Consider the following 19,241-nt stretch of genomic DNA (forward strand, 5'->3'; position numbering starts at 1 on the left):
ATAGGGCGATCCGCCGACCGGCGACGCCCCGGCCATCTGGCCATCCGGCCGACAAGCGACGCGCAACCGCCGTCCGGCAACCGTCCATCCGGCGACCATCCGACACCTGTTCGACAACCGCCGAACCGGTGCCCCGACGTCGCCCGGCGACCGGCCGCCGACAGATGAAGTCAGCCGCAGACCGCCGAACGGGTGACGGAAGCACGCCGAACACCAGTCGCCGAAAGCACCGGCCGCCGATGAACGGCTGCCGTCGCCTCGGCTGTCCCGGTGCGGACCGCCGTCGCACCGACCACCGCCGGACCGGCCTCAGGGCCGGCCCGACCGCGGGCGGGACGTCAGTCGGTTGCCGCCACGGCCTCATCGACCGTGGTGTGGATCGGGAACACCTTGGTCAGACCGGTGATCCGGAAAATCTTGAGAATGCGCTCCTGGTTGCACACCAGTCGCAACGAGCCCTCATGGGCCCGAACACGCTTCAAACCGCCCACGAGCACGCCGAGGCCGGTGGAGTCGAGGAAGTCGACACCTTCCATGTCGACAACCAAGTGGTAGCTGCCGTCATTCACCAACTCGACCAACTGCTCGCGCAGCTTGGGCGCGGTATACACATCAATCTCGCCACCGACCTCGACGACCGTACGGTCGCCACCAGGGCCGGACACATTGCGAGTCGACAAGGACAGGTCCACGGATCCTCCAGCACCTTGCTATCGAGCGGTCGCCCCTCGGTCTCCCCGGCGGAGCCAGGGGACGGATCGCCAGCCGCGATGGCATTCAATCACTTACGGGCAGCCATGCACGACGCCTTGGGACCATTGTCCGTCTCGCCAGTGACACACTCGGTGCCGATGGCCAAGAATCACCGCCCCAGTCGACCGCCCGAGAGCGGGGCTTCCCGCCCCTCTCCCGACGTGGTCCTCGACCGGCTCGCCGCAGGGGCGGGCCGGTCCGCGCGCATCACTCATACGGAGCACTTGCCCCCGCGTACGGGAACCCATGCCATCTGGCCCGATCGCATCCGTCCGGAAGTGATCGCCGCCATCCAGAAGGCCGGTATCGATCACCCCTGGGCCCATCAGGCCACCGCGGCAGAGCACGCTCTGGACGGCGAGTCGGTCGTGATCGCCACCGGCACGGCGTCCGGCAAGTCGCTGGCCTACCTCGCCCCGGTCCTCAGCGCCCTCCTGGACGGCTCCGAAGCCCCTAACGGCCGTGGGGCGACAGCCCTCTACCTCGCCCCCACCAAGGCCCTTGCCGCCGACCAGCGGCGCTCGGTGAAGGAACTCGCGACTCCGCTGGGCAGCGGGATCCGGCCCGCTGTCTACGACGGCGACACCCCGGTCGAAGAACGCGAATGGGTACGCCAGTACGCCAACTACGTCCTCACCAATCCCGACATGCTGCACCGCGGGATACTCCCGTCCCACCCTCGCTGGTCCTCCTTCCTGCGCGCCCTGCGCTACGTCGTCATCGACGAGTGCCACACCTACCGAGGCGTCTTCGGCTCGCACGTCGCCCAGGTGGTGCGCCGGCTACGCCGCCTGTGCGCCCGCTACGGCGCCGATCCGGTCTTCCTCCTCGCCTCCGCCACTTCCGCGGAGCCCTCAGTCGCGGCAGGCCGTCTCACCGGCCTTCCGGTCACGGAGGTCGCCGACGACGCCTCCCCGCGCGGCGAACTGGTCTTCGCGCTGTGGGAGCCGCCACTGACCGAGCTGTCCGGCGAGAAGGGCGCCCCGGTGCGCCGTACCGCCACGGCCGAGACCGCCGACCTGCTCACCGATCTGACCGTGCAGGGCGTGCGTTCCGTCGCGTTCGTACGCTCACGGCGCGGCGCCGAACTCATTTCCGTCATCGCCAAGGAACGCCTCGCCGAGATCGACCGCTCCCTGCCCTCCAGAGTCGCCGCCTACCGCGGGGGCTACCTCCCCGAGGAACGCCGCGCCCTGGAACGCGCGCTGCACTCCGGCAGCCTGCTCGGTCTGGCCGCCACGACCGCCCTCGAACTCGGCATCGACGTGTCCGGCCTCGACGCCGTCGTCATCGCGGGATATCCCGGCACCAGGGCGTCGCTGTGGCAACAGGCCGGCCGCGCGGGGCGGGCCGGCCAGGGCGCCCTCGCCATCCTGGTAGCCCGCGACGACCCGCTGGACACCTTCCTCGTCCACCACCCCGAAGCACTGTTCCAGCAGCCCGTGGAGTCGACCGTCCTCGACCCGGACAACCCGTACGTCCTGGCCCCCCACCTCTGCGCCGCCGCCGCGGAGCTGCCGCTCACCACATCCGACCTGGAACTCTTCGGCCCGGCAGTGGCGGAGCTGCTGCCACAGCTGGAAGCCGCGAAGCTGCTCCGCAAACGGACCTCGGGCTGGCACTGGACCCGGCGGGAGCGAGCCGCCGACCTCACCGACATCCGGGGCGAGGGCGGCCGCCCCGTCCAGATCGTCGAGGAGGGCACCGGCAGGCTTCTGGGCACCGTCGACGAGTCCGCCGCGCACACCGCCGTCCACGAGGGCGCCGTCCACCTCCACCAGGGCCGCACCTACCTGGTCCGGAAACTGGACCTGGAGGACTCGGTCGCGCTGGTCGAGGAGGCCAACCCGCCGTACTCGACGACCGCACGCGACACCACGGCCATCGCGGTCCTGGAGACCGATACCGAGATCCCCTGGGGGGACGGACGGCTCTGCTACGGCTCCGTCGAGGTGACCAACCAGGTCGTCTCCTTCCTTCGCCGCAAACTGATCACCGGCGAGGTACTCGGCGAGACCAAGCTGGACCTTCCGCCCCGCACCCTGCGCACCCGCGCCGTGTGGTGGACGGTCACCCAGGACCAGCTCGACTCGGCACGGATCAACCCGGAGATCCTGGGCGGCGCGTTGCACGCCGCCGAGCACGCCTCCATCGGGATGCTGCCGCTCTTCGCCACCTGCGACCGCTGGGACATCGGTGGAGTGTCCGTACCGCTGCATCCGGACACTCTGCTACCGACGGTCTTCGTGTACGACGGCCACCCAGGCGGCGCCGGTTTCGCCGAACGTGCCTTCCACACCGCCCACGACTGGCTGACCGCCACACGCCAGGCAATCGCATCCTGCGAGTGCGAGGCGGGCTGCCCGTCATGCATCCAGTCCCCCAAGTGCGGCAACGGCAACGAGCCCCTGCACAAACGAGGCGCCGTCCGCCTGCTCACGGAGCTCCTCCGATCCGCCCCGTCCGGCCCGGACGCGACCGAGGCCGAAGCCACCGACGGGACCGACTAGACCCACAAGGCCGACCAGCGGGGCAGAGCCGACGAGGCCGGCAGGGCCGACTCCGCGGAGGAGGCAGGTCCTGCGGACTGATCCGGCCCTATGGCTCAGCCCGGCTCCGAAGAGAAGTCGGACCCTTTGACGGAACCGGGTTCCCCGGAGGTCCGAGCGGCCGGGCGGGCGCCGCAGCCGGCGGGCCCGCCCGTGACCTGACCTCGGACGCGTACGGCCCGCAACGGACCCGGGCCGTCACATCGGCGACCTCCCCCTGGACGGTGCACCGCACCACCTCCGCCCCCTGCGCCGCCGCCACCGCCCGGGCCGACCGGCAGGCGGCAGCGCCTCCCTCCAGGGCCCGGTCGGCCGCAGCCAGCGCGGCCAGGTCGGCCGCGCCCCCGGCCCGGTGCCGGATCACGACCACCTGTCCGAGTGCCAGGATCACCGCGAAGACCACGCACAGCGTCGCCGTGGTGACCGCGGCCCACACGGTTGCCAGCCCCTGGTCCCGGCACTGCCTGGACACCCGCAGTCGTCCCGGCCACCGGACCGGCCGCCGAGGGCCGGGCCGCGTCATGGCGCGGCCCCCACCGTGTCCTCAGCCGCCGCCGCGGCCTCCGAACTCAGCGTCACGCCCAGCGGCCCGGGACCGGGCGCCGGAGCTGCCACGCTGACCCGCCACAGCTCCCCGGCCCGCTCCACCTCGACCCGGGCCCGGTCGGGCGCCGCCGAAAGGGCGGCCTCCCTCACCTGCGCCTCCGGTTCGGATCGGGCTGCCGCCCGCGCGCCGGCACGAGCCGCGTCCACGCACCGGATCTGGGCCGAAGCGGCCATCAGCGCCCACAACAGGGCGAGCGCGAAGATCACCAGCACGGGGATCACCATGGCAGCCTCCGCCGTCACCGCCCCGCGGTCACCGCACCGCCCTGCCGCCCCGGCCGCCTTCCGGGCGCGTCGCTCCCGCTCGGCCCCTTCCGCGGAGCACTCCGGCGCCCCGGCCGCCTCGTCAGAATTTCGCATCGAGTGCGTCCTTCAGCAGCGACTGCAACTGCGCCATGACCGCCGGGCTGGTGACCACCTTGTAGAGCACCGCGGCAAACGCACAGGCCGCGATCGTTCCGACCGCGTATTCCGACGTCGTCATTCCGGCATCTGCCCGCGCCTTGCGTGCCGCGGCTCGCATCCAACGCATGATTTTGCGCATCACTTCAAACCCCCGTTAATTTATATTTCGGTGATAAATCGCCTGCATTTGCGCTTTCCTGGCCATCAAGGCTGCAACAGCCCTCCTGCCAGTCCGATCACCACAGGTGCCACGCCCACGGTGAGGAAGGCAGGAAGGAAGCAGAGCCCGACAGGTGCGGTGATCAGCACGGCGGCCCGCTGGGCCCGCGCCACCGCCGCGCTCGCGCGCTCGGCCCGCATCGCCTCGGCCAGCCTGGCCACCGACTCCGCAGCGGGAGCGCCGGTCGACCCGGCCCGGTCCAGGCAGCGCGCCAGAGCGGCAGCACCCGGTATCTCTCCGAACCTCCCCCAGGCCACCGTGGGATCGCCGCCCAGCCGGATCTCCGCCGCCGTACGCGCCAGTTGCTCACCGACCGGTCCGCCCAGCGACTCACCGACCGCCTCGGCCGCCTCGCGCGGACCGGCCCCCGCGGAGATGCAGGCCGCCAGCAGATCGGCCGCCAGCGGGAGCCCGCGCAGGGACTCCGCCTCGCTCGCCGCCTTCTCGGCAGCGGCTCGCGGTGCCTGCCCGAGCCGCGCGCGCTGCCACCTCCACATGCCACAGGCCGCCGCCAGCCCGATCACCCACCCCGCGGGGCCACCCACCAGAAACCAGCCCGCCAGAACGGCACTCAGCGCCGCCGCCCACTGCTTGGCGCCGGCGGCTAAGCCCGGCCACCGCACAAGGCCCGGGCGCATGGCGACCCGCCCGCCAAAGGGCATCGGAGCGACGGAAGCCACGGCAAGGAGCGTCAGACCTCGCCGCCGGACCCGCTGCCCTGTCCGACGTCGTGCCAGGCCCAGAGCCGACTGCGTGCACACACCAAGCACCAGCCCCAACACACCGAGCCTTTGCACGACTTCGGCGGCCAGGGCGCTCATACGACTTCTCCCTTACGGACGATCCGGGTTGCCCAGACCAGCCCGGCCGCTTCCAGTGCTGCGCCCATCACCAGACAGACCAGCCCGGCGGGGCTGTGCAACAACACGCCCAGCGGGTCCGCCCCGAGCGCCGCTCCCAGCCCCAGGCCCAGCACCGGCAGCAGCGCCAGCACCGTGACCGTCGACCAGGCACCGGCCAGTTGGGCCCGCAACTCCTCCCGCCGACGCCGCTCGGCTCGTAACGCGCCCTCCAGCCGGTCCAGACCAGCCGCGAGACCAGCACCGCCATCTGCTGCCACCCGCCAGCAGGCGGCCACTCCGGCGAGCCCCTCCAGGCCCGGCTCGCCCGCCGCCTGTCCCAGCGCCCGCGGAACATCGCCCCCGAACCGCGCCGCGGCCGACACCCCAGGGCCTGCCGCGCCCAGCACCCCCGTGCCGTGGACCGCGACAAGCAGTGCCTGCCCCGGCTCGCGCCCGGCCCTCAGCTCGCCCACCACGGCGCCGCACAGGTCCACCACGGCCCCGGCCCGGCGCTCCCGTTCCTTGCGCAATTCCCTTCTCCGAAGCCACCGCCGCACCAGGGGAACAGCAGCCGCTCCCGCGATCACCGGCAGCACGGAGTCGCCAAGGACGGCCAGAACCATCGCCGCCGGCAGGCACAACCACTCCCGCCGCTCCCTCAGACACCCGCACAGCCGGCTCCAGCCGGTCTCCCACCACTCCCGAAGGGGCTCCTGCCTCGCTCCTTCACCGAACAGCACCCGCACTCTGCGACGCACTCGGCTTCGCTCAGCCGACCCCAACCCGGCAGCCGCCCCCGCGCACAGCGCGGCCGCATACACCGCTTCCGGAACCCACGGCGGCACACCAACACTCACCGCTCGCCCCCGATCAACGCCCGCAGCCGTTCCCAGCCCCGCTCACGCTCGAATCCGGACGCTCCCCAGCGCAGCGCAGGCACGGTCACCACCAGCCCCGCTCCATCGCGTTCCAGCACCTGGACCTCGGAGATCCTTCGCTGTCCGGCTCTGTCCCGAACGAGATGGACCACCACCGACAACGCCGCCGCCAACTGACTGTGGAGAGCCGTCCGGTCCAGACCCGCGGCGGTCCCCAGCGCCTCCAGCCGGGCCGGAACGTGTTCGGCGGCGTTGGCGTGGACCGTTCCGCAGCCGCCTTCGTGACCCGTGTTCAAGGCCGCCAGCAATTCGGTGACCTCGGCGCCTCGGACCTCTCCGACCACCAGCCTGTCGGGGCGCATGCGAAGGGCCTGCCGCACCAGATCCCGGAGGGTCACCCGCCCGGCGCCCTCCTGATTCGCAGGGCGCGATTCGAGGCGCACCACGTGCGGGTGGTCCGGCCGGAGCTCGGCCGAATCCTCGGCGAGCACGATCCGCTCGCGCTCCCCCACCACACCGAGCATGCTGGACAGGAGTGTCGTCTTTCCCGCTCCCGTTCCGCCGCTGATGAGGTAGGAAACCCGGGCCTCCACCAAAGCCCGCAGGAGCCGGTCGCCTCCCGGCGGCACCGTCCCAGCCGCAACCAGCTCCCGTAGCGAGAAGGCCTTCGGCCGGACCACCCGGAGCGACAGGCACGTCGATCCGACCGAGACCGGCGGCAACACGGCATGCATCCGGGTCCCGTCCGGAAGGCGGGCGTCCACCCAAGGCCTGGCATCGTCCAGGCGCCGCCCCGCAACGGCCGCCAACCGCTGCGCCAGCCTGCGGACAGCCGCCGCGTCGGCGAAGGCCACCGGGGTGAGTTCGAGCCCGCGGCCCCGGTCCACCCATACCCGATCGGGCGCGGACACCAGTACATCGGTGACGGCCGGATCGGCGAGCAGCGGCTCCAGCACGCTGGTCCCGACCAGTTCGCCACGCAACTCGTCCGCCGCACCCAGCACTTCGACGTCGCCGAGCAAGCGCCCCTGGGCCCGCAGTGCGGCCGCCACCACCGCCGGAGTCGGCGCCGCACCACTCTGCGCCAGCCGCTGCCGCACCGCATCGAGCAACGCCTCGGTCATCACGCACCGCCCCTGACGGCCGGGCCCCCGGCCGCCTCGCCCGCAAGGGCCCGGTCCCAGAAGGCCGAACAGAACCTGGCCAGTGGCCCGCGAGGACTTCCGCCGGGCGGCTCTCCCATGTCCTGCTCGGCCAGCAGCCCCGGCTCCAAGGGGAGTTCGCCGGCGAGCGGAAGGCCCATGGCGTGCGCCACCCACTGCTCGTCGAGCCCGGATGCGTACGGTCCGCGCGCCACCACACGGAGGTCCTCCAGGACCATCCCGGCCATCGATGCCACCCGTTTCGCCGCAGCTACGGCCCGCAGCTCCCCGGGCACCACCAAGAGCCCGAGATCCAGCTGCGCCAGAGCTTCGGCCACCGCCTCGTCGATCCGGCGCGGCAGATCGACCACCACCACCCCGCCGAGCCTGCGCGCCGCGCCGAGAACCGCCTGCATGGCCTGAGGCGGGATGACCACCCAGTCGTCACGGCCCCAGCTGAGGACCCGCAGCCCGTGCAGAGCGGGCAACGACTCCTCCAGCGCTCCGCCACCGACTCGCCCCTTGGAATGGGCGAAATCAGGCCACCTCATCCCCTCGGCCCGCTCCCCACCGAGCAGCACGTCGATCCCGCCGCCCAACGGATCGCCATCGATCAGCATGGTCCTCTGTCCGGCCCTCGCCGCTGTCACCGCCAGCGCACAGGCCAGGGTGGACGCGCCGGAACCGCCCCGGCCACCGATCACCCCGACGGTCAGCGCAGGCCGGCCGACGCCCTCGGCCGCGTTGGCGATCTGGCCGACCAGCCAGTTCTCCGAGTCGGGCAGCCGCAGCACATACTCGGCCCCGATCTCCACCGCCCTGCGCCACACGTCGGGCGCGTCCTGGTCGCGCCCCACGAGCATCACGCCGCGCCTGCGAGCCGCCCCACGGCACCGCGCCGCCGCGTCGTCCCCCACCAGAACCATGGGCGCCTGCTCCCACCCCCCTCTGCGGTCGGGCAGCGTGTGATGGACCTCGGGCTCCGCTCCGGCGGCTGCGCACAGCCTCAGCAGATCGTCGAGCAGTTCCACGTCCTCGGTCACGATCAGCGGTCCGCCCCGCCGCGCCTCGGCAGCCGGCAGACGATCCCGTGCACTGGATTCAGCCACGATCTCCACCCCCTTCTTCACTCACCTTCACCGCGGTTCGCGGCGTTCTCGGCGCGTTCCGAGAACGGTGATTCCGGAACCCGTGGACTTCACGGGTGGAATCACGGTGCAGCGCTTCAGGAAATCGTGTGGATCTTGCTCAAGAACTGTGGACAACTCCACCGTTGTGAATAACTCCGTCACTCGCACCGGTGACTTCCGAGAGCATCCCTTCAGTCACGCACTGTGACGGTGCATGCTGGTGTGAGCCGAGCACAGATGCAGGCCACCACGGCCGAAGAGGAGGAGAAATGCTTGATTCCGAGCGGCAGAACCGCTTCCGGACATGCGACGACCCCCGCCGGGGGGGAGAGCGGGGGTCGTCCCCACGGCCGACTCGGGGGGGGGGGAGGAGTCGGACCGGGTTAGCACGGTCGCGAACGATCCGTGACTTCCATGGTGTACCCGAGGGCCTTCTCAGGCAAACCCACGCGCTGGAGTTTACGCCGAATGGTGGGCCCCTATGCTCTGCCTTGTGGAAAACCGCTTCTTGCCGCGCACAGCCGCCTTCTTTGACCTGGACAAGACGGTCATTGCGAAGTCATCGACGCTGACCTTCAGCAAGTCCTTCTACCAAGGCGGACTGATCAACCGCCGCGCCGTACTGCGCACCGCGTACGCGCAGTTCGTGTTCCTTGCCGGGGGCGCAGATCACGACCAGATGGAGCGGATGCGTGAATATCTCTCATCGCTCTGCAAGGGATGGAACGTGCAGCAGGTGAAGGAAATTGTTGCCGAGACCCTGCACGATCTGATCGACCCGATCATCTACGACGAGGCCGCGACACTCATCGAGGAGCATCACACCGCCGGCCGCGATGTGGTGATCGTGTCGACCTCGGGCGCCGAAGTCGTGGAACCGATCGGTGAGCTGCTGGGCGCCGACCGCGTCGTCGCCACCCGAATGGTCGTCGGCGATGACGGATGCTTCACCGGGGAGGTGGAGTACTACGCGTACGGACCGACGAAAGCCGAGGCCATCAAGGCTCTCGCCGTGTCCGAGGGCTACGACCTCACCCGCTGCTACGCGTACAGCGACTCGGCCACCGATGTGCCGATGCTCGAATCCGTCGGCCATCCGCACGCGGTCAATCCGGACCGAGCACTGCGGCGTGAGGCGACTCTGCGGGAATGGCCGATTCTCGTCTTCGACCGTCCGGTCCGGCTCAAACAACGCTTGCCCGCGCTCTCGATGCCTCCACGGCCGGCGCTCATGGCCGCTGCGGCGGTGGGCGCCGCGGCCCTTACGGCCGGACTCGTCTGGTACACCGCCCGCCGTCGCGCCACCATCGCGTCGGTGTGACTCGGCTCTGTGCAGGGTGCCGCCGCATTTGCCGCCCTGCACGGAGTCGCCCCGGCCCGCGCATGGCGCTCTACTCACCGGCGCCGAAGCCGCCCCGAACGCGCTACATAGCGGCCGTTCCCGTTTGGACCGACTCGTCCGTAATTGAACATAAAAGTAAAGAAGTCCGGCCAGCACTTCCGCTGACTCGACCTCTGGAGTACAAAGGACTCAACGGCCCGCGAGACCAAGGACATCCGAGAGGATGACCTGTAACGCAGAGAAGGCCCCACGGACCGCGCATGAATGCCGGGCACCCACGCGACGTCGACCCGTCGATTACGGGCCAGCCGCACCAGGAACGGGCAAAGCACCCGACCTGATGGGCATATATCGAGGACGCTTGGTAACTGGGCGGACATGCCAGCGGCGGTACCGAGGACGGTACCGCCGCAACCCTTTACCCCCTGCCCCAAGCGACACACCGGCCGACCAAGCGGCCGGAAGCCGACGGGGACCAGAAGCAGACCGGTCCGCGGCGAGCCGCCCGCTACGCGGCTCCGCGCTGAAGCGCCTCACACACCGCCGTCGACTCCCTGACGCCCAGCTCCGCCGCCCGCCCGCAGTGCGCGATCCAGGTGGCCACACCCTCCGGCGTCCCCGACAGATATCCGTCGAAGGCTGCGACGTAGGCGGCGCGCCCCTGTTCCGCATGGCCGACCTCGGCCGGGCAGATCGACTTGGGGTCGAGCCCACTCCCGATCAGCACGATCCGTTCAGCGGTCCTCGCCACCAGGCCGTTGTACGAGCCGAAGGGGCGCAGAGCCAGCAGCTCGCCGTGCACCACGGCAGCCGTCACCAGAGCGGGAGCCGCACTCCCCGAAAGAATGAGCCCGCTGAGCCCCTCGAGTCGCCCCGCGACCTCCTCGGCGTCCGGCAGGGGCGCCTCGATCAACGGCTCGTCAACCGGCTCACCCGCCAGCCGGGGCCGTCCGACCGCATCCTCGGGAGCCGCGCCTCCGGCCGCCACCAGATGGAGCCGCGCGAGGACTCGCAGGGGCGACTGCCGCCAGATGGAGAGAAGTTGGCCCGCCTCGGCCGTCAACCGCAGTGCCGCGCCGATCACGTGCGCCTCACCGTCACCACTGAAGTCGGCACGGCGACGCACTTCCTCAAGATTCCAGTCGGCGCCGGAGAGGGCAGCCGACCCGCGGGCACCCCGCAGGGCCGCCTCAGCGGTCACCTCGATACTGCGGCGCCGCATGACGCGGTGGCCGTAGACCCGGTCGACAGCCTTGCGTACGGAGTCCACAGCATCGGGTACACCTGGCAGGGCGCCCAGGGCGGCGAGCGGGTCCGAGGAAGTCGTACTCATAAGTAGCGAGGCTACGCGCCCCTTGCACACCTACCGGTCCGGAGTGGCATTCTTCACGAACCTCGACAGCAGACCGCAATCATGCGACTACCCTAGGTGAACATGAAGATCGCTTTCGTAGGGAAGGGCGGCAGCGGCAAGACCACGCTGTCCTCGCTCTTCATCCGCCACCTTGCCGCCAATGAAGCTCACGTCGTCGCGGTGGACGCCGACATCAACCAACACCTCGGGGCCGCGCTGGGCCTCGACGAGAAGGACGCTGCGGCCCTGCCCGCCATGGGGGCGCAGCTGCCACTGATCAAGGAGTATCTGCGGGGCAGTAACCCCCGCATCGCCTCGGCCGAGACGATGATCAAGACGACGCCGCCGGGAGAGGGCTCTCGGCTGCTCCGGGTGTGCGAGGACAACCCCGTCTACGACGCCTGCGCCCGCACGGTCGGGCTCGACGACGGGGACATCCGGCTGATGGTCACGGGGCCTTTCACCGAATCGGACCTGGGGGTGGCCTGCTATCACTCCAAGGTCGGCGCCGTTGAGCTCTGCCTCAACCACTTGGTCGACGGCCCCGAGGAGTACGTCGTGGTCGACATGACCGCCGGTTCGGACTCGTTCGCCTCGGGGATGTTCACCCGTTTCGACATGACGTTCTTGGTCGCCGAGCCGACCCGCAAGGGCGTCTCGGTCTATCGCCAGTACAAGGAGTACGCACAGGACTTCGGCGTTGCCCTGAAGGTTGTCGGCAACAAGGTGCAGGGAGAGGACGACCTCGAGTTCCTGCGCGCCGAGGTCGGCGACGATCTACTGGTCGCCATCGGACACTCGGACTGGGTGCGAGCCATGGAGAAGGGGCGCCCCGCCCGCTTCGAGCTGCTGGAGGCGGACAACCGGATGGCGCTGCAAGCCCTGCAGGACGCCGCCGAGGACTCGTACGGGCAGCGGGACTGGGAGCGCTACACCCGACAGATGGTGCACTTCCATCTGAAGAACGCGGAGAGCTGGGGAAACGAGAAGACAGGGGCCGACCTGGCCGCTCAGGTCGACCCCGCCTTCGTACTCGACGAGCGATACGCGCGGGCCGAGGCCGCCCAACCCGCCTGAGTCACCGCCAGGGCCTGGCCTGCCCCGATCCGCCGGAGGGGACAGGCCCTGAGCGTTGACCACTCGGGCCGGAGGGGACAGGCCCTGAGCCTTGCCCTCCCGGGAATGAACAGAGGGGACGCCGTCCCGGGCCGGCCCAGCAGTCACCCTCCGGGACGGCCCAACAGCGCGGCGCAGTGGTCGGCCTAACGGTCGGCCTTGTGCCCTGCGGATCCGGCGGGCACCTTCGCCTCGGCCTGCCCCTCGCCCTCGCCCTTGCCAGGGCTCGCGGCCCCACCGAGGAACGACGCCCAACTGGTCTTCGGCGCTTTGCCGACCTTCAACGTGCCGAGCTTCGCCAGCGTGGCCGGGTCCTGTGCGTCCAGCCAGTCCGCAAGCTGCTTGAACGACACACAGCGCACGCCCTCCTTGGTGCATACCGTCTCGATCGTCTCCTCGATGGCGCGCATGTACGTGCCACCGTTCCAGGACTCGAAGTGGTTGCCGATGATCAGAGGGGCCCGGTTCCCGTCGTAGGCACGGTCGAAGGCCTGGATCAGGCCGTCTCGCATCTGATTGCCCCAGTATTCATGCTCGTCCGGATCACCCTGCGTCGTACCGGACTGGTTGAACATGAAGTTGTAGTCCATCGACAGGGTTTCGAACTCTCTCCCCGGCACCGGGACGAGCTGCATCGAGAGGTCCCAGATGCCGTTCTTCTTCTTCGGCCAGACCTGGTCGTTGACTCCGCTGGAGTCGTAGCGGAAGCCCATCGACCGCGCCGCCGCGACCATGTTCTTCTGCCCCTCCAGGCAGGGCGTCCTGCCTCCGATCAGTTCCTTGTCGTAATCGAAGGGCAGCGACTTCTCGTCCTTGAGGACCGGGTCGTTCGTCTTCCAGCCCTTCACGAAGGACTTGGCCTGGCTGATCTCGCTCTTCCACTCATCGACGGACCAGGTGCCGACCCCGCCGTCCTCGCCGCAGAAATGGCCGTTGAAGTGGGTGCCGATCTCGTTCCCGTCCAGCCAGGCGCCACGGACCTGGGCAAGGGTGTCGCGGATGCCCTCGGTGTCGTTGAAGCCGATGTCGGAACTGCCCGCGTTGTGCTTGGGCGGGTCATAGAGCTCGCGCTTCGCCTCCGGCAGCAGGTACACGCCGCTGAGGAAGTACGTCATGTTCGCGTGGTACTTCTTGCCCACCTTCCGGAAGTGCGAGAAGAGCCGCTGGCTGTCCTCCCCTGCACCGTCCCAGGAGAACACCACGAACTGCGGGGGTTTCTGACCAGCTGCCAGGCGCTGCACGGCCGGCTGCCCAGGCTGGGCGCCCGTGAAGGCGGTCGACCCGTCACCGATGAGCCGGACCGCACTCTTGGGGGCCGCTTCGGCCGCCTTCTTCTTCGCTCCCGCGGCGCCGTTCGCGGCGCCAGGGCCGGAGCCTCCCGGACCGGAACCCGCACCGGCGCAGCCGGCCGCTCCCGCGACCAGGGCAACGGCCATGACACCCAAGGCGAACCTCTTCGTGGCGGCCATCATCCGCCCACCCTCTTCCTTGCAGGTAACTTGCGCTGAAGTGCCGAAGCGGCGCGGCCAAAATGGCACGCATTGCACACAAATTCGGACGACAAGCCGCATGAAAAGCTGCCTATTCACTGGAACGGGTGCTTGGATGGCCCATTTGCCCTTAATCCTGGACGCACATCTTTACTCTCCATTACGATCTGTTTACCGAGAGTTGAGATATCCCGCCGCTGCACGCCGTGACCCACGGCCGCGTCCCCACGTTCCGCGACCGCGCTGCCCCGGAGGAGACGGGAAACATGTCTGCCTGCGTACCCACTCGTCATGACCACTCATCCCGCAGTTCGCGCCCTCCCCGGTCCTCGGGAGTCAAGCGACCTCACAGCCCGCCACCGCCGCGCCGCGGCGGACGATTCCGCATCGCGGGCGCCGACCTGTCCGCATCGATCACTGTCTTCCTGCTCGCCGTCCCCATGTCGCTCGGCCTGGCCGTCGCCATGGACGCCCCGCTCGAGGCGGGCCTCATCTCCGCCGCAGTCGGCGGCATCGTCGCCGGACTGCTCGGCGGCACTCCTCTGCAGGTCTCCGGCCCATCCGCCGGACTGACTGTGGTGACAGCCGAGTTGATCCAGATCTACGGCTGGCGCACCACCTGCGCGATCACCATCGGCGCAGGTCTGCTGCAAATCGTGCTGGGCTCGCTGCGGGCCGCGCGCAGTGCGCTGGCCGTCAGCCCCGCCATCGTCCATGGCACGCTCGCCGGCATCGGAGTGGCGATCGCACTCGCTCAACTGCACATCGTGCTCGGCGGCTCGCCGCAGAGCTCGGCCGTCTCCAACGCATTGCATCTTCCGGCCCAGTTGGAGCGCGTGGGGCCGGCGGCACCGTTGATCGGCGGGCTCACCGTCGCGATCCTGGTGCTGTGGCCGCGGATCCCTGGCCGGACCGGACGGATCATGCGGCGCATCCCGGCGGCCCTGGCCGCGGTAGCCATGGCAACCGCGGTGGCCGCTCTCGCGGCACCCTCCATCGCCAGGGTTGACCTGCCGTCCTGGCGCTCGCACGCACTGCCCGAAATGCCGCAGGGACCCGTGCTCGGCCTGGCCACGGCCGTATTCACGATGATGTTGGTGGCCAGTCTGGAATCCCTGCTCGCCGCCGTCGCGGTGGACAAGCTGACTGCCGACCGGAACCGCGAACGGTCGAGCGGGCCCGCCGTCGAGAGCGACGGCGGGCAGGCCGGCGGACGCAACGACGCCCCCGAAGCGGGCTTGGCCGCAGCCGCACCCCGGGTCAAACGCTCCGATCTCGACCGGGAACTGCGCGCACAGGGCATCGCCAACACTGTGTCCGGCCTGCTCGGTGGGCTGGCGGTCTCCGGCGGCGCGGTGCGCAGCTCGGCAAACGTACGGGCCGGAGCGACGGGGCGCGCCTCCACCGTGCTGCATGGCGTCTGGGTCCTGCTCGCCACCGGCCTGCTGGTCACCGCGCTGGAGTGGATCCCGCTGGCCGCCCTCGGTGCGCTCGTCATGGTGGTCGGCATCCAGATGGTGAACTTCGCCCACATCCGTAACGTTCACAAGCACCGGGAATTCCTGGTGTACGGCGCGACGATCACCGGTGTGCTGCTCTTCGGCGTACTCAAAGGTGTGACGATCGGAATCGCCGTGGCGGTGGCTGTCGCCCTGCACCGTCTGACCCGCACCCGGATCACCGTCTCCGATCACGATGGAAGGCATCTGCTGGTCGTGCGAGGGCAGTTGACGTTTCTCGCCGTACCCCGTCTCAGCAGGGCGCTGGGGCAGCTTCCTCAGGACGCCGATGCGGTAGTCGAGTTGGACGGCTTCTTCATGGATCACGCGGCATACGAGCTGATCCATGACTGGAGCATTGCCCATGCCGCCCACGGTGGCCGGGTCGCCTTCACCGGCAGGTCCGGAGGCAGAATCGCCGAACCCGCCTCTGCCGCGCATTCCTGCTGCCGCCCCTGGACTCCCTGGCGCAACCACCACTGCCACGACCGGCCTGAGCATGTGCCCGTCACCGGAGCGGGAACGAGTACACACGCGGAAGGCGGCACAGGTAGGGGCACGGGCTCAGGCACGAGTTCGAGTACGGGTGCAGCGGCGCCTGTAACTACTGCTGCCGCCGTGGCCGATGCCATGTCGGCCCACCCTGCAGCCGGCGCACCGGAACCGGCACCGGCCCTCGCACCGCCAGAACGACGCGCACAGGACTCCGACGAGGCACAGTCCAGCCCCCTGCTCACCCCCGGAACCGCCGGAGCACCCGGAGCACCCGGAGCACCCGGAACACCCGGTCACACCGGGGCGCACGAGCCGGGACATGTGCCGGGACACACGCCGAGTACCGCACAGGTCCACTCAGGGGACCACGCAGGCGATTTCGCGCCCGACCATGCGGCTGCCCGGCCGCGCCCGGCCGGCAGTCAACGGCTGGTGAGCGGCCTCAGCTCGTTCCAGCGCAATACAGCCCCGCTGGTCCGTGAGGAGCTGGCGAGACTCGCCAGGGAAGGGCAGCGCCCCTCGCAGCTGTTCATCACCTGCGCGGATTCCCGACTGGTCACGAGCATGATCACGGCGAGCGGCCCCGGTGACCTGTTCACGGTCCGCAACATCGGTAATCTCGTGCCACCTCCCGGCTCCGAAGCGGGCGACCACTCGGTCGGCGCGGCCATCGAGTACGCGGTCGATGTGCTGGGGGTCGAGTCCATCACCATTTGCGGGCACTCCGGCTGCGGTGCGATGAACGCGCTGCTGGGCGCCAAGCCGGGCGGTCCGGAGACCTCACTCTGGCGCTGGCTCCGGCACGGGCACCCCAGCCTGGAGCGGATGGCCTCGCGCGACCGGGCCTGGGCCCGGATCTCCGGCCGGCTGCCTGCCGATGCGGTGGAGCAGCTCTGCCTCACCAACGTCGTCCAGCAGCTCGACCATCTGCGGGCCCATCCGTCGGTGTCTCGACGCATCACCGAAGGCACTCTTCAGCTTCATGGCATGTATTTCCACGTGGCCGAGGCTCAGTCCTATCTGCTGACCGAGGGCGCGGATGCCGACAGCGGGCTCGACGAGGTGTTCGACCCGATCAGCCCTTCCCTCCCGTCCGCTCCGGCAGAACCGGTCGATCCGTCCCATCCGGCCGAGCTGGCGCGTACCGGCGTCTGAACCACATCTCCCCCGGGCACGTGTGACCTTGTGGCCCCGCTTCCGCACGACCTGCACCACCACAGCACCACAGCACCACAGCACCACAGCACCACAGCACCACCCCGCCGCGGAAGCGGGATCGTGGCTCCATACACGAAGACACAGGTCTAAACCAATTCCCGGCAGACACTTGTCACCCGGCCCCCGGCCTGATGAGCTATGCCCCGGGACACAACGGACACCCTGGGACTGGGAGATGTCGTGAGCAACGAAAGCTTGGCCAATCTGCTTCGTGAGGAGCGGCGGTTCGCACCGCCTGCCGATCTGGCCGCGAACGCCAACGTCACAGCGGAGGCGTACGAGCAGGCCAAGGCGGACCGGCTGGGCTTCTGGGCCGAGCAGGCCCGCCGCCTGACCTGGGCCACCGAGCCGACCGAGACGCTCGACTGGAGCAACCCGCCCTTCGCGAAGTGGTTCGCGGACGGCGAGCTCAACGTCGCGTACAACTGCGTGGACCGTCACGTCGAGGCGGGCAACGGCGACCGGGTCGCCATCCACTTCGAGGGCGAGCCCGGCGACAGCCGTGCCATCACCTACGCGGAGCTGAAGGACGAGGTCTCGCGCGCCGCGAACGCCCTCATCGAGCTCGGTGTCGGCAAGGGTGACCGGGTCGCCGTCTACCTGCCGATGATCCCCGAGGCCGCCGTCGCGATGCTGGCCTGCGCCCGCATCGGTGCCGCGCACTCGGTCGTCTTCGGCGGCTTCTCCGCCGACGCCATCGCCGCCCGCATCCAGGACGCGGACGCGAAGGTCGTCATCACCTCCGACGGCGGTTACCGTCGCGGCAAGCCCTCCGCGCTCAAGCCGGCGGTCGACGACGCCGTCTCCCGTATCGAGAGCGTCGAGCACGTGCTCGTCGTCCGCCGTACGGGCCAGGACACCGCGTGGACCGAGGGACGCGACGTCTGGTGGCACGAGATCACCGCACGGCAGTCCACCGAGCACACCCCCGAGGCGTTCGAGGCGGAGCAGCCGCTCTTCATCCTGTACACGTCGGGCACCACCGGGAAGCCCAAGGGGATCCTGCACACCTCCGGCGGCTACCTCACCCAGGCGGCGTACACGCACCACGCGGTCTTCGACCTCAAGCCGGAGACGGATGTCTACTGGTGCACCGCCGACATCGGCTGGGTGACCGGACACTCGTACATCGTCTACGGTCCGCTGGCCAACGGTGCGACGCAGGTCATGTACGAGGGCACGCCCGACACCCCGCACCAGGGACGCTTCTGGGAAATCGTCCAGAAGTACGGCGTCACGATCCTCTACACCGCGCCGACCGCGATCCGCACGTTCATGAAGTGGGGAGACGACATCCCCGCCAAGTTCGACCTGAGCAGTCTCCGGGTCCTGGGTTCGGTCGGTGAGCCGATCAACCCGGAGGCGTGGATGTGGTACCGCAAGCACATCGGCGCCGACAAGTGCCCGATCGTGGACACCTGGTGGCAGACCGAGACGGGCGCGATGATGATCTCGCCGTTGCCCGGTGTCACGGAGACCAAGCCGGGCAGCGCCCAGCGCGGCCTGCCGGGCATCTCCGCCACCGTCGTCGACGACGAGGCGCGTGAGGTCCCGGACGGCGGGGGCGGCTACCTCGTCCTCACCGAGCCGTGGCCCTCCATGCTGCGCACCATCTGGCGCGACGACCAGCGGTTCCTCGACACCTACTGGTCGCGCTTCGAAGGCAAGTACTTCGCGGGCGACGGCGCCAAGAAGGACGAGGACGGCGACATCTGGCTGCTCGGCCGCGTCGACGACGTGATGCTGGTGTCCGGGCACAACATCTCGACCACCGAGGTCGAGTCGGCGCTCGTGTCGCACCCGTCGGTCGCCGAGGCCGCCGTCGTCGGCGCCGCGGACGAGACGACCGGTCAGGCCATCGTCGCGTTCGTGATCCTGCGCGGCACGGCAACCGCCTCCGACGAGCTCGTCGCGGAGCTGCGCAACCACGTCGGCACCACCCTCGGCCCGATCGCCAAGCCGAAGCGGATCATGCCGGTGGCCGAGTTGCCGAAGACCCGCTCCGGAAAGATCATGCGACGCCTCCTCCGCGACGTCGCCGAGAACCGCGCCCTGGGTGATGTCACCACGCTGACCGACTCATCGGTCATGGATCTGATCCAGACCCAGCTGCCTCAGTCCTCCTCCGAGGACTGAGCCCCCGGGACGGGACCGAGGCCCGAGGGACCTGGGCGAAGGGCCCCGAGGCCCGAGAGGGCCGAC

At 69.8% G+C, this 19,241-nt stretch carries 15 protein-coding genes; 5 read left to right on the forward strand and 10 right to left on the reverse strand.

Going from position 1 to position 19,241, the window contains the following annotated elements; translation table 11 throughout:
- Positions 1 to 338 precede the first annotated feature (338 nt).
- On the reverse strand, positions 339 to 692 hold the full coding sequence (locus tag ABT025_RS27775; protein ID WP_003967428.1) for an STAS domain-containing protein: 354 nt from the start codon (positions 690 to 692) through the stop codon (positions 339 to 341).
- 78 nt (positions 693 to 770) lie between these two features.
- On the opposite strand from ABT025_RS27775, the gene ABT025_RS27780 reads away from it, so the two are divergent.
- Complete coding sequence (locus ABT025_RS27780; protein WP_351000026.1) at positions 771 to 3,263, forward strand: DEAD/DEAH box helicase; 2,493 nt, start codon at positions 771 to 773, stop codon at positions 3,261 to 3,263.
- A gap of 88 nt (positions 3,264 to 3,351) precedes the next feature.
- Here the strand turns inward: ABT025_RS27780 and ABT025_RS27785 are convergent, their stop codons facing one another.
- The 7 genes from ABT025_RS27785 to ssd all read right to left on the reverse strand — a co-directional run bounded on the left by ABT025_RS27785 (position 3,352) and on the right by ssd (position 8,438).
- A complete protein-coding gene (locus ABT025_RS27785) occupies positions 3,352 to 3,825 on the reverse strand; it encodes an Rv3654c family TadE-like protein (RefSeq protein WP_351000028.1) in 474 nt (157 codons plus the stop codon).
- Entirely contained in the window at positions 3,822 to 4,268 is a 447-nt protein-coding gene (locus ABT025_RS27790) for a TadE family type IV pilus minor pilin (protein ID WP_351000030.1), read from the reverse strand. The genes ABT025_RS27785 and ABT025_RS27790 overlap by 4 nt, the downstream gene beginning before the upstream one ends.
- Positions 4,255 to 4,452, reverse strand: coding sequence for a DUF4244 domain-containing protein (locus ABT025_RS27795; protein ID WP_351000033.1), 198 nt, complete (start codon positions 4,450 to 4,452; stop codon positions 4,255 to 4,257). The genes ABT025_RS27790 and ABT025_RS27795 overlap by 14 nt, the downstream gene beginning before the upstream one ends.
- Positions 4,453 to 4,517: 65 nt before the next feature.
- Positions 4,518 to 5,354: a type II secretion system F family protein gene (locus ABT025_RS27800; protein ID WP_351000035.1), complete on the reverse strand. Its 837-nt coding sequence runs from the start codon at positions 5,352 to 5,354 to the stop codon at positions 4,518 to 4,520.
- Entirely contained in the window at positions 5,351 to 6,196 is an 846-nt protein-coding gene (locus tag ABT025_RS27805; protein ID WP_351000113.1) for a type II secretion system F family protein, read from the reverse strand. Before ABT025_RS27805 ends, ABT025_RS27800 begins: the two co-directional genes overlap by 4 nt.
- Before the next feature lie 32 nt (positions 6,197 to 6,228).
- Positions 6,229 to 7,377 (reverse strand): TadA family conjugal transfer-associated ATPase, encoded by a 1,149-nt coding sequence (locus tag ABT025_RS27810; protein WP_351000038.1) that lies wholly within the window; start codon positions 7,375 to 7,377, stop codon positions 6,229 to 6,231.
- A complete protein-coding gene (gene ssd, locus ABT025_RS27815) occupies positions 7,377 to 8,438 on the reverse strand; it encodes a septum site-determining protein Ssd (RefSeq protein WP_351000116.1) in 1,062 nt (353 codons plus the stop codon). Before ssd ends, ABT025_RS27810 begins: the two co-directional genes overlap by 1 nt.
- A gap of 568 nt (positions 8,439 to 9,006) precedes the next feature.
- On the opposite strand from ssd, the gene ABT025_RS27820 reads away from it, so the two are divergent.
- Complete coding sequence (locus ABT025_RS27820; RefSeq protein ID WP_351000041.1) at positions 9,007 to 9,846, forward strand: HAD family hydrolase; 840 nt, start codon at positions 9,007 to 9,009, stop codon at positions 9,844 to 9,846.
- A 529-nt stretch (positions 9,847 to 10,375) separates the two neighbouring features.
- Here ABT025_RS27820 and ABT025_RS27825 read toward each other — a convergent pair.
- Complete coding sequence (locus ABT025_RS27825) at positions 10,376 to 11,200, reverse strand: Fic family protein (RefSeq protein WP_351000044.1); 825 nt, start codon at positions 11,198 to 11,200, stop codon at positions 10,376 to 10,378.
- A 102-nt stretch (positions 11,201 to 11,302) separates the two neighbouring features.
- Here ABT025_RS27825 and ABT025_RS27830 point away from each other — a divergent pair, with 102 nt between their 5' ends.
- Positions 11,303 to 12,298: an ATP-binding protein gene (locus ABT025_RS27830; RefSeq protein WP_351000047.1), complete on the forward strand. Its 996-nt coding sequence runs from the start codon at positions 11,303 to 11,305 to the stop codon at positions 12,296 to 12,298.
- Positions 12,299 to 12,483: 185 nt separating this feature from the next.
- On the opposite strand, the gene ABT025_RS27835 is transcribed toward ABT025_RS27830, so the two are convergent.
- Positions 12,484 to 13,809 carry a polysaccharide deacetylase family protein gene (locus ABT025_RS27835; RefSeq protein WP_351000050.1) on the reverse strand — a complete coding sequence of 442 codons (1,326 nt, stop codon included), beginning with the start codon at positions 13,807 to 13,809 and terminating at the stop codon, positions 12,484 to 12,486.
- A 284-nt stretch (positions 13,810 to 14,093) separates the two neighbouring features.
- Here ABT025_RS27835 and ABT025_RS27840 point away from each other — a divergent pair, with 284 nt between their 5' ends.
- Together ABT025_RS27840 and acs are read left to right on the forward strand one after the other, a co-directional pair.
- Positions 14,094 to 16,976, forward strand: a complete 2,883-nt coding sequence (locus ABT025_RS27840; protein ID WP_351000063.1) for a bifunctional SulP family inorganic anion transporter/carbonic anhydrase — start codon at positions 14,094 to 14,096, stop codon at positions 16,974 to 16,976.
- Between the two features lie 201 nt (positions 16,977 to 17,177).
- Complete coding sequence (gene acs, locus ABT025_RS27845; RefSeq protein ID WP_351000066.1) at positions 17,178 to 19,175, forward strand: acetate--CoA ligase; 1,998 nt, start codon at positions 17,178 to 17,180, stop codon at positions 19,173 to 19,175.
- Positions 19,176 to 19,241 lie beyond the last annotated feature (66 nt).

This window comes from Streptomyces sp. NPDC002809 (assembly GCF_040295435.1).
GTDB lineage: Bacteria > Actinomycetota > Actinomycetes > Streptomycetales > Streptomycetaceae > Streptomyces.